This is a genomic window from Kitasatospora sp. NPDC101157 (assembly GCF_044768255.1).
In the GTDB taxonomy this organism is placed as follows: domain Bacteria; phylum Actinomycetota; class Actinomycetes; order Streptomycetales; family Streptomycetaceae; genus Kitasatospora.
Window position 1 is genome coordinate 61,639 of sequence record NZ_JBIWPL010000021.1, and the last position, 15,692, is coordinate 77,330.

The window sequence follows — 15,692 nt, forward strand, 5'->3', positions numbered from 1 at the left end:
GGCGGGCCTACGCGTCAGAGACAGAGCAGGGTGCTGACGGTGCTGACCGTGCAGTTGAGCGCGCTCAGCGAGCTGACCTGGGCCAGGGTGTCGTCGATCTCGACCGCCTCGGTCTCGGCCAGCTCGATGGTCTGCAGGTCCAGGATCGCCATGACTGTTCTCCTTCACTTGGGGGTGGATCACCCGGCCGACGGCCGGGAGTTCGTGGGGCGCGCGCAGGGCGCGCGCCGGGGTGTGGCCCGCAGCCCGGGCCGGTCAGTCGGACCGGCCGGGCGCCGGGGTGTGGCCCGCAGCCAGGGCCGGTCAGTCGGACCGGCCGGTCCAGGGCAGGAAGGGCGTGCCGGCCAGCGCGGTGCCGAGTGCCAGCAGCACACCGGCCGAGCCGGTCGCCAGGTCCGCGGACAGCCGCAGCAGCTGGTCACCCGGAAAGGCGAGCTCGCCCCGGTAGGAGACCTGGTGCCAGGCCAGCAGCGCCCGCTGCCGGTCGAGCAACGCCGCGGCGCCCGGCTCGGCGGCGCGGTGCCGGGTCAGCGCCGCGTAGCCGATGAGCCCCGCCCGGCCGTTGAACAGGCCGGACTGGATGACGAACTCGGGGGCTGCCGCCAGGCGGATCGCCGGCTCGTGGCGCGCCGACGGGCTGTCGGGGCGGTGTTCCAGCAGCGCGTGCAGCGCCAGGCCGATCCCTGCGCTGCCGGTCTCCACGTACGGGAGCACCCGACGGCCGTCCACCACTTGCAGGCTGCCGTCCGCGACCTTTCTGCACCGGTCGAGGTCGAGTTCCAGCAAGGTCTCGGCCTGGTCGAGCAGCGCACTCTCGCCGGTGTGCTCGTAGAGCCGGACCAACGCGAGCGCGGTCCCGGAGGCCCCGCCCAGCAGTCCTGCGTGCCGGGCGGGATCGCTGCGGCCGGCCTTCTCCAGCGCGGCGGCCGAGGCGAGGGCCAGCGCGAGCGACTCGTCGAGCAGCCGTCGCTCTCCGGTGGCCCCGGCGAAGTGCAGCAGGGTGAGGGCGATGCCCGGCGCACCGTTGGCCAGGCCGGGCCGCGGTTCGTCCTCCGGGGCCGTGGCGAGGCGGCTCAGCAGGTCGAGCGCCGCGTCGCGTTCGCCGAGCAGGTCCAACACGTAGGCCACACCGTGTCCGCCGTGGTAGAGGCCCGGCTCGACCGGGCGGTCGGCCGCACGCACCAGCCAGCGGACGTGCTCGGGATCGACCGCTGCGCCGGTGGCGTGCAGGGCGTAGAGCACGCCGGCCGCGCCGTGGCTGAGGCCCAGGCCCCCGTGGGTGAACTGGGCCACGTCGCCGGGGAAGAGCCGGTCCGCCCGCTCGGGGGTGGCCATCGCCGCGATCCCGGCGGCCAGCGAGTCACGGATTCTCGGCCAGTCGGCTTCCGGCGCCCCCAGCATCGCGCCGAGTTCCTCGCGGCGCTTGCCCAGCTCGGGGCGGACGGCCCGGCCGTCTGCCGGCGCCGGCCCGAGGAGACTGCGGATCGGGGCGGTGTAGCCCTCGGGCACCGGGAAACGGCTCTCGATCGCGTCGGCGAGCTCGTCCGCCTTGCCCGGGTCCAGCGCGGGGAGCTGGGTCAGCGGCAGGAAGAGCCACAGCCGCAGCGCCGCCAGTGCGTACCGGTCGATCTGCTGACCGGTGTAGCCAGGTGGCGCCGCGAAGCCCGCCGCACCGAGTGCCGGGCGGACGAACTCGTCCACGGTGCTGGCGAGTTCGAAGTCGATGAAGCACACCTCGCCGTTCGGCCGGATGAGCACGTTGCGCGGATGCAGGTCGCCGAAGACCACGCCGCGGTCGTGGATCGCCGCCACCACCTGCTCGATCCGCTCCACGAGCGCCAGCGCCTCGCGGGTGTAGTCGGCGATGTCGGCCTCGTCGACGCCCGGATGGACCAGCGGGTAGCGGCCCCCCAGCCACTCGCTCAACGACGTGCCCTCGACGAACTCCTCGGCCAGGAACTCGTGTTCCCAGGCCGTCAGCAACCCGCGCTGCTCGGGGACGCCGGGCACGCCCGCCAACCGGGCCAGGACGGCGTGCTCGTTGCGCAGCCTGGTCACGGCGTCGGTCCCGCGCTGGTCCAGGCCCGCGTACGGCCGGGCCTCCTTCAGCACCAGCCGAGGTCCGTCGGCACCGTCCCGAGCCAGGTACACGCCCCCGGCGTTGGAGAAGTGCAGCGCCCGCTCGATCGAGTAGGGCAGTCCGGTGTCCTGCTGCGCCGCCCGCGCGGCCAGGGCCGGCGCGATGACGGCCGGCACCGGTGCCCAGGACGGCACCGCGAACCCGGGGCCGCGCACGTCCGGCACCAGCCGGCCGTCCGGACCGGCCAGCGCGAGCACCCGCTCGCCCGCCTCGTTGCGGCAGCGCTGCTCCGCGAAGCCGCCGTAGCGCAGATAGAGCGGCCCGTCGCCCCAGCGCAGGTCACTGAGGATGTACGGGCCCTTGCGGCCGGCCAGCGCGCTGCCCAGACCGTCGAGACATCGCTCCAACTGCGCGTCGTCCACCGGGTACAGCGTGCAGAACTTCCCGCTGGCGCCGCGCGACGCGTACTTGGAGTTCTGCATCTGGAGGACCGGAAGTCCGCGCAGGAACTTGAACGTGATGCGTTCACGCAGGCAGAACGCGAAGACCTGCTCCAGCACCTCCTCGGCGTCCTCGACGCGCGACGACACGTGGATCTTCCAGCCCTGCTGGGGCAGTTGGACATCCGCAGGCCGCACCACGGCCCAGATCTCCTGGTCCCCGCGCTGCCAGCCCGCCGGCAGCGGCCAGCTGACCGCGTCGAACTCCTCCTGCGCACCCCAGCGCCGGGGCGAGTCATAGAAGACCAGGTCGGCGAACGCGTAGACCTCGTAGCGGTTGTCCAACGAAAGCCCTCCTCGGAGCACGGAGCACGGAGCACGGGCACAGAACGGGCAACGCCGGCGGAGAACGGGGCCGCCGCCACGGAGGGACCGTCGGGCGGGGCGATTCTCACCGTCATGCGGCCCGGAGTCCCGGCCGCGAGATGACCATCCGAAATATGCCGTCAGCCAGGACCGTCCACAACAGCGCGAACGGGGCGCATCTCATGGCATGTGCCCGACGGCGCACTTTGCGGACCAGTAAACGAGCCGACAATGCGCCCCGAGCTCCCGTCGGCCGCCAATGCCACCTTTCGGCGGAGTCCGAAAAGGACTGCAAACGCTCCCGATCTTCACCCGCGCAGCGCCTGAGCTGCGCGGCCTGGGCGGTGGGGAGTCCGCGGCACCGGGTGGGACGAGCGGTCCCGGCGGCACCGAAAGGGGGGCGCACACCCCCGACAGACCGGCCACGTCAGGACGGGCGCGGTGGCCGCCGTCAGGGGCCGTCCACGGGCATCGGTGAGGTAAGGGGGCCCGCGGGTCCGGTCGGTAATCCCCGGCCTGGCCGGGGATTACCGACCGGGGATCTGCGGCCCCGGCCCGGGGTGCCTCTGTCGTCAGCTGGTTGACCACGCCGCCATACCCGATGGGCCCGGGGATGGCAGCGGGCGCGACAGGCGGCTCATTGCCTGCTCCAGGCGAGGGAGTGTGGTGTATGGCGGTGGCGCCGGGTAGCCGCGTGGGTGAGAAGCCCAGTCCCCCCGTCCTGGGACCGCCTCATGGGACCCGCCTTCGCGACCCGATACCGTGCGTGCCTGCCGTTTCCGCCCAAGCCGGACATGCCCATCGCCCAGGGGCTGAACTTCGTTCGGAACGTTCTGGCTCGGCGGGACCTGCTCGGTCACGGGCCCCGTCGCGGTCTGCTCGACGACGTTCTTCAGATCACGACCGAACTGCTCGCCATGCCTGCGTCCACGGCTGCGGCATTCGTGAGCTGCACCTCGAGCACCGCCCGGGAGTGCTGTGGGAGGAGGTCAGCGACCGCAGCCCGGCTTCGCCCTACCACCGCACCTCAAGATTCGGATTCCCGGGCGGCTACGGGCTTCTCATCGTCGAGCGCCTGGCCACCTGCTGGGGCACCACGGCCGACAGTGCCGGCAAGAGCGTACGGGTCGAGCTGTTGACCATCCACCCACGGTGCTGCCGACTCCGCCGTGGCCGTATCGCGCGAATGGTGGGTGTCAGACGCGGCCATCTCCGGCAGCACGGCCCGGTGGGCGGGCGCCGCGCTGCCGGAGCCGGTCCCGCGCAGGCCCCGCCCACCGGACCGACGTCACCCCGAAGCAGGGCTCCGTCGCCGCGCTGGCGTAGCCGGGAGTGCGTGGGAGCGTCCGCACCTACACGCTGGAGGAGCCGGCCCGTGCCCGAACCCCCGAGCGGGCGCGGGCCGATCTGCGCCGGCCACCGGAAGTGCGCCGCGTCTCCACCAATGGCTGCGCCCGGGGGACCCGACCGGTCCATGGGCGCGTGACCGGCTGGCAGTTGGCCTCACCGTAGCCGCGGCTGGCGGCCCGGCGGGCCCGCAAGCCGCGGCCTACAGTGGTCATGCCACGGAAAAAAGTGGCATCGCGAGGGGAGCGCTGCGATCGACGACACCGCCGTCTTCACGGTAACGGCCTGGGACAGTCTGGCCGGGCCGGTTCTGGCGTGTGCGGGAGAGCTGGACATGGACCAGGTCCCCGTCTTCAACCACGCCGCGCACCGCGCCCTGGCCGCCCGGCCGGTCCCGCCGATGCTGCTGCTCGACCTGCGCGAGGTGACGTTCATCGACTCGGCCGGGCTGAACGCATTGCTGTTGACCCGGATCCAGGCCGACCGCCAGGGCACCGTCGTCCATCTCGTCCAGCCCTCGGAACGGGTCGCGCGGCTACTGGAGGTCACCGGAGCCGACCGGGTGTTCCCCGTCGACCCGGACATACCCGCGCCCCAGCCGCCTCGCTGAAACCGGTCGGACGTGTATTGGGCAGGTCGTCGTTTGAGAGCCGGTCGGACAGTGGGAGCGAGAGCCACCGGTTTGGGCAATGAGATTGAGAGCCACCCGGGCTGAGGTGCGACACGCCGCGTTCGGAGCAATGTCGTCGACTGCTCCGGCTGGCCGCGACAGGCTGTGGTCCTTGATCACGGTCATGTCAGAGGCCGGGGTGGCTCTGCCACGCGAGTTGCTGTTCGAGAAGATCCGGCGGGACCGGCGTCAGGACCCGACGGTCTCGGGCCGGCAGCTGGCTCTGCGCTACAAGGTGAGCCGGAACACGGTGGCGGAGGCGCTTCGCTCGCCGGTGCCGAAGAAGCGCAAGAAGCCGGAGCCGCGCCTGTCGGTGCTGGAGCCGGTGAAGGCCCGGATCGACGAGATGCTGTGGGCGGATCTGGAGGCGCCGCGCAAGCAGCGGCACACCATCGAGCGGATCAAGGTCCGCCTCGCGGTGGAGTTCGACTTCGACCTGGCCTCGTACTCGACGATCCGTGACTACGTGGCGGGCGGCGCCCGGAGCTGGCGGCCTTGGCCAAGGAGGGGCGGCGGCACCTGGACGGCACGGTCCCGCAGGCCAAGGCACCCGGGCAGGAGGCGGAGGTCGACTTCGCGGACGTCTGGGTGGACCTGGCCGGGGAGCGGGTGAAGTGCGTGCTGTTCACGCTGCGGATGTCCTACAGCTGCAAGGCCGTCCACCGGGTCTACGCGACGGCCTCGCAGCAGGCGTTCCTGGAGGGGCACGTCGCGGCGTTCGAGGCGCTGAGCGTGCCGGCCCGGCGCATCCGCTACGACAATCTGCGGCCGGCGGCGCGTCAAGTCTGTTTCGGGCGGGAGCGTCGGGAGTCGACCGGCTGGGTGAACTTCAGGTCGTGGTTCGCTGTCACCCCGTTCTACTGTGTTCCGGGTGAGGAAGGCGCCCACGAGAAGGGCGGAGTCGAGCAGGGGGGCGGCAGGTTCCGCCGGACCCACCTGGTCCCGCCGCCGCAGGTCGCAACTCTTGCGGAGCTGAACGAGATGCTCGCCGAGATCGACCTGCTGGAGGACGACCGGCACAGTCGGTGATTATGCGCTGCACGGCCCATTCGGTGAGCAGGCAGCAAGAGGCGATGTCACGCACCCTAACGCCGGGGTCACGGGCGATCTGGACGAGGACGCGAGCGTGGTTGGTCAGGAAGGTCCATTGCCGCTCTGCCGCCGCTCTGTCGTCCATGACTCCACCATACGACGGCAGTTTCATGCCTCAGAACACACGACATCAGATTCGTGTAACGGTTGACATGTCAGGCAGACGGGCGGACAGTAGCAGTACCTGCGGTGTCCGCGAGCGGTCCGTACCGGAGGGTCTTGCGGCAGGGAGATGGTGCGCGATGGAGGCGATGAACAGGGAAAGCCTGGAGCGGCTGCGCCTGCTACTCGCCGCACGGATCGGCGCGCCCCACGAACGCGGCGAAGACGCCGGGCGCGTCGAACCGCTGCGCCGCCAGGTCCACCATGCCCTCACCGGCATCGACGCATACCTCACCGCGGTCGACACGGGCAGCTGTACCGCGGTCGGCCTGCGCGAACGCGCCCAGGACCTGTGGAACGGCCTGGAACGGATCGCCTCGACCTGGCCCGAACAAGACACCGTCCCCGCCGCCGCAGACGGGCCGGCCCAGATCCCCGCACAACCATCGCCACCGGCCTGAGAACACATCACAGTCGCGGCTGGCTGACGGCCCGGTCCGCGGTGGTGCTCAGGGCATCGGGGCAGTGTGAAGTCAGGGTTCGGCCGGCCGCACCTGCCCGGACGCCCGGGCTCCGAGATCAGCCGGCGCGGCCTGGCCGGGCTGGAGTCGGCGACCTCGACGCGCAGCACGCCGGGACGGCGCTCGAGGGCCAGCTCGCGGGGACCGCCACCGTACAGGCAGGTACTGGACAGCAGCTCGGTGGTCACCAGAAGCACGTCGTAGAGGAACCGGGTTGCGGCGGCGGGGTCCGGGCCGGGCAGGTGCCAGCGGGCCAGGGCCCGGCGGGCGAAATCCCGACCTCGGGTGACCGGCGCGCCCGCCTCTTCGGCGAGGGTCAGCGACAAGCGGTGTCCGCCATCGCTCGAGGTCCTCATCTCATCCCCCTGCCTCGGTGCGTCCTGTGGAGACTCAGGCCGGCTACCCACCGCGGCCAGGACCACACCGGTACTGGCTCCGCGCTGAGCGAGCGCGAGGTCGCGCGCTCAGATGGTGCCGTCGCTTGGGGCCATGTCGTACTCGTCGACATCGAGCTCAGCGCCGACTGCAGCGAGGAAATCCAGGACATCGCGCCCCAGATGCCAACCGAAGAGGTTGAGAGTGTCAGGAGCGTCCGGGTGGCTGGGCGATTCGTCGTCGGAATCGCTGAAGTAGCGAACGACCTGCAGCACTGCCCCGCCATCGTCGATCGCCAGCTGGCCTGCCAGCTCGGCTATGCGGGCCGTGTGGGGCTGGATCCTGTCAAGGATGCGGGCGATCTGCTCGTCGACACACAGGTCGGGATCCCGGCAGACGACCTTCCAGCTATGGCTGACAGGAATCGCCTCGGGCCCGGTGATCCGGCTGCCGCGAACGGACACCTCGTCAGGAGCGATAGCCAGTTGCGAGGTCATCTCGTCGGCGGAGACATGCGGGCTGAACAAGGCGAAGTAGACATACTGGCGAAGAGGCATCTGGGGATGCTAGCCGCGCAGAGAGTGCGCTGAGCAGCAATTTTCAGGTGGCCCAGGGCTGACAGCGACACTCGTTTGGAGTAGTGTGGGGTTGACCTGGGCTCCGGCAACCAGATCACTCTGTGTGAGTTCGTAGGTCACGGTCCCGCCCGCTGATCAGACCCTGGACTTCGCGAGGTTCAAGGCGCTGCTCAAGGCGTCCTGATTCACCCCTGCCCCGGGCCTGCGATGAGCACGAGCGCTGCGAACCGGCACTGTGGCGGCTGCTCGGCGAGTGTATGGATGAGAACCGTCCCGCCTGCCGAATGGCCGGCCACAACCGCCCCGTCCCTGAGGTGCGCCATCTCGTCCCGGATCACGGGGCTCCACCGGGCGTAACTCGAGTCGCCCTCGTCGGGCATACGGGGGTAGCGGACGTCATGCCCACCCCGGAGCTCTCGCCTCAGGCTGTCGACTAATTTGTCGTCCCATTCATCGTGCGCGCCTGTGCCGGCGCCCTGGATGAACAAGATTTGCTGCGTTCTGGCCATAGCGATCGCCCCTCGTACCGTCGTAACAGCTTCGCTACCAATGCTGCTCGTAGTCAACGCTGAGGGCGTTGATGACGTTTGTGCGGCGTTCGTCGCAGCGGGCCAGGCGGTGGAAGGCGTGGTCAGCTGGTCTTCTGCCAAGACGGCGGACCAGGCCGGGTCGGGGCTGGCGGTCGACGCCTGGGGGTGGTGTCGCGGTCGGCCCATTCGCGCTCGTCGATCCCCTCGGGCAGAGCCGGCTCCTTGAGCGCGACCTCGCGCTTCATCCGTTCGTCCGTGGCACGCCACACCGTGCCCATGCCGCCGCGGCCAAGGCGCTCGTGAAGCCGGTACCGCCCGTCCACGAGCGCGCGGACCCGAGACCATGGCTGCCCCGAAGAAGTACCCGCTGGAGTTGCGTGAGCGCGCGGTACGGATGTATCGCACGGCCGACCCGAAGCCCGTCATCCGACGGATGGCCGAGGATCTCGGTGTCCACCCCGAGGCCCTGCGCAACTGGATCCGTCAGGCCGAGGCGGACGCCGGCGAGCGCGACGACCGGCTTCTTCGGGAACCCGCCGGCGCCTTCGGCTGTGTGGTCAGTGATCACGACGCGCGGAGGCCCGCCAGCCGCCTCCAGCGCCTTGCGAGCCTCGATCGCCACCAGGTCCGCGGAGGTGAATCCGGGGTCCAGGACCGCGCTCATGCCCCGCGACGACGGCCTATACGTCGTCGGCGTGAGCGGTGTTCGCATCCCGGCGCTGCCTGCTGGGGCCGCTGGCTGGGCCCAGGCAGTGGCCGGTGCTGTCGCCTCGGCAACAGGGGGCGAGGGCAGCGGCTGGTCCCCGGTCCTGCTGCCGAGAGTGTCCCGGGCGGTGACTCGTTGGGTTGGGGGCAGGGCCGAGCAAGCTGCTTGCGTCACAGCCGCGGGTGATAGACGCCGGCGCTCTATGCGGCGTGGCGGAATCCCGGTAGGTGCAGTCCTTGCCGGGATTCTGGCGGGAGTTTCGGCGGCCGGTCCCAGGCGCTCGGCTTGGAGAGGTCGACGGTCAGACCGTTAAAGTTCGCCGTCTCCAGCTGTACGTCCGCCCCCCGGAAGAACGATCCGCCGAAGTCCACCTTCCCCGGTCCCGGGCCGAAGGCCGCATGATCGAAGCTGACGAGGCCCCGGTTGAACCGGGTGTCCCAGAAGCCGACCTCGGCATGGAAGTGGGCGAAGTCGAACACAACGGTGGCAGCGCCGTCGAACCGGGCCTCTCGGAAGGTGATCTGGCCGCCGTTGAACTTGGCACCGCGGAAGTCGACCTCCCCGCCCGTGAAGCGGGTGTGATCGAAGGTGATCTGGCCGCCGTTGAACTCCGCGCCGCGGAAGTCGACGTGCCCGCCGGTGAACCGGGCGCCGTCGAACACGACGGCGCCCTCGTCGAAGTGGGCGTCCTTGAACATCACCGAGCCGCCGGCGAACTCGGTGTCGCGGAAGACGATGGAACGGCTGCCGGTGCTGGCGAAGGTGGCTCCCAAGAATTCCACCTGGCAGCCGGGGCCGAACGACGCGCCTTCGAAGGTCACCTCGTTGCCGTTGCCGGGGCGGAAGGTCGCGCCGTGGAACCTCACCGGCCCACGGAACTCGGCATCTTTGAAGCTGCCGCCATCGAAGGCGGCGCGGGTGAAGTCGAACCTGTACCTCTGCCAAGACGTGTGCGCGTCCCCCAGGAGGTGGACGCGGATCAGTCCGATGATGGCGTGCCGCACCTCGTGCTCGGCCCGCCACGCACCCCGCACCTGCGCAGACGCGTGCTCGTCAGGACAGGGACCGACCGGGATGCGCAGGTACGCGCACAGCACGTCGATGCAGGTCTGGCGCTGACCTTCCTCACCAGGCTGGTCCCAGTCGTCGGCCAGCCCCGCCAGCCCGTACACCGCGGCCAGCCGCGCCGAACGCGACTCATCTCCTAGCTGCGCGGAGATCGCGGCGAACCGATCGGACAGCAGCTTCCTCCGGTCCTGCGCCAGCTGCTGCGCCAGCCGCTCCCGCTGCGCATCGAGCTCATCACTCAAGCGCCGCTGCGCGCCACCCATCTCCTCCTCAGCCAGTCGCGCGGTTGCCTTCACCTGCTTCTCCGCCAGGTCCGCGGTCTGCTTCATCTGGTCCTTGGCCAGGTCCGCGGCTTGGTTCAGAGCGTCTTTCTCCTGTTTCTGTCGCCATGTCGCGATGCGGATGTTAGTGACGGCGGCCACGATGGCGGCGATGACGCTGCTGCCCAGGATCGCGGCGACGATCACGAACCACAGAGGCGCCGCAGAATCCGACGCCGTGCCCGCGGGCAGGTGGGCGGCTGCGGCCGGAGCGAACAAGGCCAGGTGGACGGGGACGATGGTGGTAGGCATCGTTACTCACCCCAGCTGTGCGGAGAAACGGTTCTTCTACCCACGGTGCCCCGGGTTCGGCCGTACGGCATGCCGCACCGAGCCCGCAGACGGACAGCAGCGAGCGGCGCCTGGAGTTGGGTGGACCTCCGGGTCGAGGGCGAATGGTGGCCGGGCCGGCTGGAGCGGTGACCGCTGGATCCCTGGGACGGGCCTGGTCAGCCGCTCCGGTGGAGTCTGGGTCAAGGCGTCGAGCGTCGAGCGTCGAACCGCCTTTGCTCCGCGGCCGAGGGAGGCGAGAGGGAAGAGAAGCCCGTCTGCCATGTGGCGTCTGTTCCGTATGACGCCGCCCGTGGCGAACGCGTTGTCGCCGCATCGGCCCGGGGTGGGGGTAGCGTCTTCGGGGTAGCCCGTGCCGCCAGCATCGAGGAGAACCATCGATGATTGCCATGACTTTCGCTCAGGTCGCTGAGATCGCCGGTGGCAGGCTGCACGACGCCGCGGCGACCGGTGAGGTCACTGCGGGTATGAGTTACGACTCCCGTGACGTCCGCCCGGGCGGGATCTTCCTCGCGCTGAGGGGTGAGCGCGTGGACGGGCACGATTACGCCGCCGCCGCCGTGAAGGCCGGCAGCGCCCTGGTCCTCGCGGCCCGACCGGTCGGGGTGCCCGCCATCGTCGTCGATGACGTCCTGGCCGCGGCCGGCGCTCTCGCTTCCCGCCTGGCAGAGCGCCTGACCGCGCGGGTCATCGGGATCACGGGCAGCAGCGGCAAGACCAGCACCAAGGACCTCACCGCCCACGTGCTTGCCGCGGCCGGGCCAACGGTCGCAACGATCGGCAGCCACAACTCCGAGATCGGCACCCCGGAGACCGTCTCCCGCGCCGACGAGGCGACGCGGTTCCTCGTCCTGGAGATGGGCGCTCGCGGCATCGGCCACCTGCGGCAGCTGACCGCCATGGTCCCCCTCGACATCGCAGCCGTGCTCAACGTCGGCACCGCCCACCTCGGTGAGTTCGGCAGCCGAGAGGCCATCGCCCAGGCGAAGGGCGAACTCGTGGAGGATCTGAGGCCCGACGGGCTCGCCATCCTCAACGCGGACGATGCGGCTGTACGGGCGATGGCCTCGCGCACCCGGGCACGGGTCGTGCTGGTCGGCCGCGACCTTCAGGCGCACATCCGGGCCGAGCACGTCGAGCTCGACCAGGGAGGCCGCGCCCGCTTCAAGCTCGTGACCCCCGAGGGCCGGGCCAATGTCACGCTGCAGCTGGTCGGTGAGCACCATGTGGCCAACGCGCTGACGGCCGCGGCCATCGGCCGCGAGGCCGGCCTGGATGTCGATCAGCTCGCCGACCGGCTCTCCACTGCCCGCCCCGCCTCCCGGTGGCGGATGGAGGTGACCGAGCGCCCCGACGGGGTGACCGTGGTCAACGACGCCTACAACGCCAACCCCGACTCCATGCGCGCCTCCCTCACGGCCCTGGCCGCCATGTCCCACGGCCGGCGGGCCATCGCCGTCCTGGGCGAGATGCGCGAGCTGGGAGACGACAGCGAACGCGAGCACACCCGCCTCGGCGAGCTGGCCGCCGAACTCGGCATCCTGCACCTGGTCACCGTCGGCCACACCGAGGCGCGGTGCATCGAGCAGGCGGCCCGGCACGGCGGCGTCGACGCCATCCGCGTGCCAGACCCTGAGGCCGCCTTCGCGGAGCTGCAGCAGCGGCTGCGAGCAGGCGACGTCGTGCTCTTCAAAGCCTCCCGCGACGCCAACCTGCAAACCCTCGCGGACAAGATCGCCCACGACGACACCAGCCACGACGCCGACGCTCACCTCGCCTGACCGGCGGGTCCGCCAATCAGGCGGCGCGCTCAGACCCCACGTCCCCTGTGCTCGCGCGGCTGCGGGCAACGGTGAGGGCGGTAGCCTGACGGGGCACCGGGCCGGTCACGGGCCCGGTGAATGAACGGTTGCGGGCCGAGAACCCGCTCGGACGGAGAACGATGTCTGTTCGTTTCGACTGCTCCCACGCGGTGGAGCGTGCCGAGGGTCTGCGCGAAGCCGCCGCCGCCGTACGGCGCGGAGAGCTCGTGGTCCTGCCCACCGACACCGTCTACGGCGTCGGCGCTGACGCCTTCAGGCCCGAGGCCGTCGCCCGGGTGCTGGCGGCCAAGGGACGCGGGCGCAACATGCCCTCCCCCGTGCTGGTCGGCTCCCCCGACGCGCTGGACGACCTGGTGGAAGACCTGCCCGGGCTGGCCCGGGAACTGATGGCGGCGTTCTGGCCGGGCGGGCTGACCGTGGTCGCCCGCCACAGGCCCTCCCTCAGGTGGGACCTCGGCGAGACCGGCGGCACCGTGGCGGTGCGCATGCCCGACCACCCGGTGGCCCTCGACCTGCTCAAGGCCACCGGGCCGCTGGCCGTCTCCAGTGCGAACCTGACCGGCAAGCCGTCCCCGCAGGACTGCGACGCCGCCCAGGACATGCTCGGCGAGACGGTCGCCGTCTACCTGGACGGTGGCCGCACCGAGGCGGCGGTGCCGTCCTCGATCGTGGACGTCACCGGCGAGGCCCCCGTCCTGGTGCGTGCTGGCGCGATCAGCGCGGCGCGGCTGCGCGAGATCGCACCTGGCCTGCGGGAGCGCTGAGCGTCATGCGCTCGTGGTCGGCTCCGCGTCCAAACCACGGGCGGTGACCAGGTGCGCGGTGCCGTCCGCCAGGCGGTAGGACAGGCCGACCACCGCAGTGGTGCCGGCCTCGACCGCCTGGGCGAGAGTGTGGGAGCGTTCCAGCAGCAGGTCGACGGTGTGCCGGACGTTCTCGGCGATGAAGTCCGCGTCCTCGGTACGCCCGGCGGACCTGGCGGCCAGCACGCTGGGGGTCACCTTCTCGACCACGTCACGCACATAGCCGCGAACCGTGGCGCCGTCCGAGACCGCCGCCCTGGCGGCCGCGACCGCGCCGCAGGAGTCGTGGCCGAGGACGACCACCAGCGGGCAGCCGAGCACGCTCACCCCGTACTCGATGCTGCCCAGCACCTCCGGGCCCAGCACGTGCCCTGCGGTGCGGACCACGAACAGGTCACCCAGGCCCCGGTCGAAGATAATCTCGGCCGCCAGGCGGGAGTCGGAACAGCCGAACAGCACCGCGAACGGCGCCTGCGCGGGCGCGATCTCGGTCCGGCGCGCGGCATCCTGGTTCGGGTGCTCCGGTATCCCGGTGACGAACCGCTGGTTGCCGGCCAGCAGCATCTCGAACGCGGCTTGGGGACTCAGGGTAAGGGCGTTGGTCATGCCCGCAGAATACGATCCCGCCCCGCAGGCCACGAGGCCCCCCCACCACCACGCGCGCCAGCCCTCCTCAGGTACGTGAGTCGGCCGGTGAACGAGTGGATCGTGAGGAGTCGTCCCCTGCGCGTAGTCCGTTTCAGGCGGGAACCATCGTCACGTGGCCGTTAGTGGACGCGCCGTCCTGGCCCTCGCTTCCCGACGTGATCACCGGCAGTTGAGGACGCTGTCCGTCCAGGCTGTCCTGGTTCGCACTGTTGGCGACGTCGATGCGAGTGTCGGGTAAACCCCTGGGTTGTTCGTCGGGCGGCGCGGACGCTGTGCCATCACCATGGGTGGAGAGGAGCTTTCATATGGCAGCTGGCGTGCCGCTGAGGGAAAGGGCTCTCGCCGTGGTCTGGGATCCTGCTGCTCGTCCTGGTGGCCGTGGCGCTCGGCCTGATCGGCGCCGTCGTCAAGGGCCTGCTGTATTTGCTGGTCATCGGCATTGTCGTGTTCGTTGTCGCCCTGGTCCTGGGCAGCGTGCTCTTTCGCCATGGGGGACGCCGCCCCATCCGCTGACCGACATGCCACCCGGCGCGGCCGTAGCCGTCGGCGCTGTCCAGCCGCCGGCGCCGGGTGAGGGAGATGAGAAGGACGGACCGCACCATCAGCGGTCGCGTCGGGCGCGAAGGTGCGGCGCCGGCCGCGGCTGACCAGCGGGCTTCGCGGCGCCCGCCGAAGTTGTGAAGACCTACCTTGTGGGTTCAACGGGCGGCGACGGGTTCGGCCGTCCTTCACGTCGGAAACCGCAGGTGCGCGCGAGGCAGCTCGTCCATCCGCAGACCCGTCCGCAAGGTAAGTCGGTCACCCGGGCCAGGCACAGCGTCGCCTTCGTGGTGTCCTGAACTGCGCGGCCAGGCAGCCGCGCTGTCGCGGCACTGGAACTCCGAACACTGCCCGGGGAGCCTTCGGGCGCTCCTCGCCCGTGAGCCAGCCAAGCACGGCAGCACCCACTTGAAGGGCTTGCACACACTTGCCCAAAATCGCGACGGGCAGGCCGCCTGATCAACGAAAGCGGGCTTCCACCAGGCGTCGGTCGCAGCCGACCATGCGCGAGGTCGTAAGGTGGACCGCTTCCCACCGCAGGCGGAGCGGAGGCATCAAAGTCGCTGGCCCATGTCCTTGGAGAGCAGCTATGCACGTGCCGAACATCGTCGGAGACTGGCAGGAGTACGACGACGCCTTCGCCGGCGTCCGGATACGTGTGTACGACTTGAAACGTGTCGACCCCCCGAGGCTTCGTCATGACGATGCGAAGGGCCTGAGCTACTTCGACTTCCGCGTCACCGTGGAGAACCGCGCCGACGAGTACTTCACCATCGACCTCGACCGGTGGGGCCTCGATGTACGCATCGGCAAGGACGGCGAAAGCGCCCTCGTCGACGAGTACAACTCGAAACTCATCCGCGGATTCAACGTCTACCCGATGCACCGTGCGACGGCCAGCATCCTCGGCGCCGGACTCGCTTCGAGGCTCAAGACGATGGATATCCAGGTAGGACTGCACATCGATGGCGTCCAGTCACGCAGGTATGTATGGGCTGGCGGTGTAGGAGTAGACGAGCAATCCACAGGGCGCGGCCCGCGGCCCAGCACCGCCCGTACCAGTATCGCCTCCGAAGTCTCTCGCTTCCTTGAAGGGGAGTCCGGGGATAGGTAGAGCACGCACGGGGCCGAGCACTGGCATCCGTCTCGTACTGAAGGCAGCTCCCCGTCATCCATTCGCGGCACGTGACAGGTCATGTGACTGGCCGAACTGACACGGGATCGAGAATCGCTGGCCACTGCCGCCACTCGTCCGGGTGGGCGTGCCGCAGGTCCGGCGTGAGCGCCTCGCGCGGATGCGAACCACGACCGGGAGAACACGCAGAGCAGGCACGGATTTGTCCGGGTGGACGGACATGGGACCGTCCCAGTCGTCGTCCCAGGTATCGGTCG

Annotated in this window: 14 protein-coding genes; 9 read left to right on the top strand and 5 right to left on the bottom strand. The window is 70.4% G+C overall.

What is annotated here, in order from left to right; genetic code table 11:
- Window positions 1–14: 14 nt before the first annotated feature.
- Window positions 15–152 (bottom strand): SapB/AmfS family lanthipeptide, encoded by a 138-nt coding sequence (locus ACIRVF_RS31660; protein ID WP_402825418.1) that lies wholly within the window; start codon window positions 150–152, stop codon window positions 15–17.
- A 151-nt stretch (window positions 153–303) separates the two neighbouring features.
- Window positions 304–2,865 carry a class III lanthionine synthetase LanKC gene (gene lanKC / locus ACIRVF_RS31665; RefSeq protein ID WP_402825420.1) on the bottom strand — a complete coding sequence of 854 codons (2,562 nt, stop codon included), beginning with the start codon at window positions 2,863–2,865 and terminating at the stop codon, window positions 304–306.
- A gap of 1,678 nt (window positions 2,866–4,543) precedes the next feature.
- Between lanKC and ACIRVF_RS31670 the strand changes: the two genes are divergently transcribed.
- The 4 genes from ACIRVF_RS31670 (at window position 4,544) to ACIRVF_RS31685 (ending at window position 6,558) form a co-directional block, all read left to right on the top strand.
- Window positions 4,544–4,843: an STAS domain-containing protein gene (locus ACIRVF_RS31670; protein ID WP_402825636.1), complete on the top strand. Its 300-nt coding sequence runs from the start codon at window positions 4,544–4,546 to the stop codon at window positions 4,841–4,843.
- Window positions 4,844–5,027: 184 nt separating this feature from the next.
- On the top strand, window positions 5,028–5,516 hold the full coding sequence (locus tag ACIRVF_RS31675) for a hypothetical protein (protein WP_402825422.1): 489 nt from the start codon (window positions 5,028–5,030) through the stop codon (window positions 5,514–5,516).
- Window positions 5,399–5,932, top strand: coding sequence for a hypothetical protein (locus ACIRVF_RS31680; protein WP_402825424.1), 534 nt, complete (start codon window positions 5,399–5,401; stop codon window positions 5,930–5,932). The genes ACIRVF_RS31675 and ACIRVF_RS31680 overlap by 118 nt, the downstream gene beginning before the upstream one ends.
- 314 nt (window positions 5,933–6,246) lie before the next feature.
- Window positions 6,247–6,558, top strand: a complete 312-nt coding sequence (locus ACIRVF_RS31685) for a hypothetical protein (protein ID WP_402825427.1) — start codon at window positions 6,247–6,249, stop codon at window positions 6,556–6,558.
- 524 nt (window positions 6,559–7,082) lie between these two features.
- Here ACIRVF_RS31685 and ACIRVF_RS31690 read toward each other — a convergent pair.
- On the bottom strand, window positions 7,083–7,550 hold the full coding sequence (locus ACIRVF_RS31690; protein WP_402825430.1) for a DUF4279 domain-containing protein: 468 nt from the start codon (window positions 7,548–7,550) through the stop codon (window positions 7,083–7,085).
- 945 nt (window positions 7,551–8,495) lie between these two features.
- Between ACIRVF_RS31690 and ACIRVF_RS31695 the strand changes: the two genes are divergently transcribed.
- Entirely contained in the window at window positions 8,496–8,993 is a 498-nt protein-coding gene (locus tag ACIRVF_RS31695; RefSeq protein ID WP_402825639.1) for a transposase, read from the top strand.
- Window positions 8,994–9,007: 14 nt separating this feature from the next.
- Here the strand turns inward: ACIRVF_RS31695 and ACIRVF_RS31700 are convergent, their stop codons facing one another.
- Window positions 9,008–10,447, bottom strand: coding sequence for a pentapeptide repeat-containing protein (locus ACIRVF_RS31700; protein ID WP_402825433.1), 1,440 nt, complete (start codon window positions 10,445–10,447; stop codon window positions 9,008–9,010).
- A 419-nt stretch (window positions 10,448–10,866) separates the two neighbouring features.
- On the opposite strand from ACIRVF_RS31700, the gene murF reads away from it, so the two are divergent.
- Both murF and ACIRVF_RS31710 read left to right on the top strand, forming a co-directional pair.
- Complete coding sequence (gene murF / locus ACIRVF_RS31705) at window positions 10,867–12,267, top strand: UDP-N-acetylmuramoyl-tripeptide--D-alanyl-D-alanine ligase (protein WP_402825436.1); 1,401 nt, start codon at window positions 10,867–10,869, stop codon at window positions 12,265–12,267.
- A 161-nt stretch (window positions 12,268–12,428) separates the two neighbouring features.
- Window positions 12,429–13,073 (top strand): L-threonylcarbamoyladenylate synthase, encoded by a 645-nt coding sequence (locus tag ACIRVF_RS31710; protein ID WP_402825439.1) that lies wholly within the window; start codon window positions 12,429–12,431, stop codon window positions 13,071–13,073.
- A 3-nt stretch (window positions 13,074–13,076) separates the two neighbouring features.
- Here the strand turns inward: ACIRVF_RS31710 and ACIRVF_RS31715 are convergent, their stop codons facing one another.
- Entirely contained in the window at window positions 13,077–13,718 is a 642-nt protein-coding gene (locus ACIRVF_RS31715; protein WP_402825441.1) for a carbonic anhydrase, read from the bottom strand.
- A gap of 414 nt (window positions 13,719–14,132) precedes the next feature.
- Between ACIRVF_RS31715 and ACIRVF_RS31720 the strand changes: the two genes are divergently transcribed.
- Window positions 14,133–14,273, top strand: a complete 141-nt coding sequence (locus tag ACIRVF_RS31720; RefSeq protein WP_402825444.1) for a hypothetical protein — start codon at window positions 14,133–14,135, stop codon at window positions 14,271–14,273.
- Window positions 14,274–14,889: 616 nt separating this feature from the next.
- Entirely contained in the window at window positions 14,890–15,414 is a 525-nt protein-coding gene (locus tag ACIRVF_RS31725) for a hypothetical protein (RefSeq protein WP_402825447.1), read from the top strand.
- Window positions 15,415–15,692 lie beyond the last annotated feature (278 nt).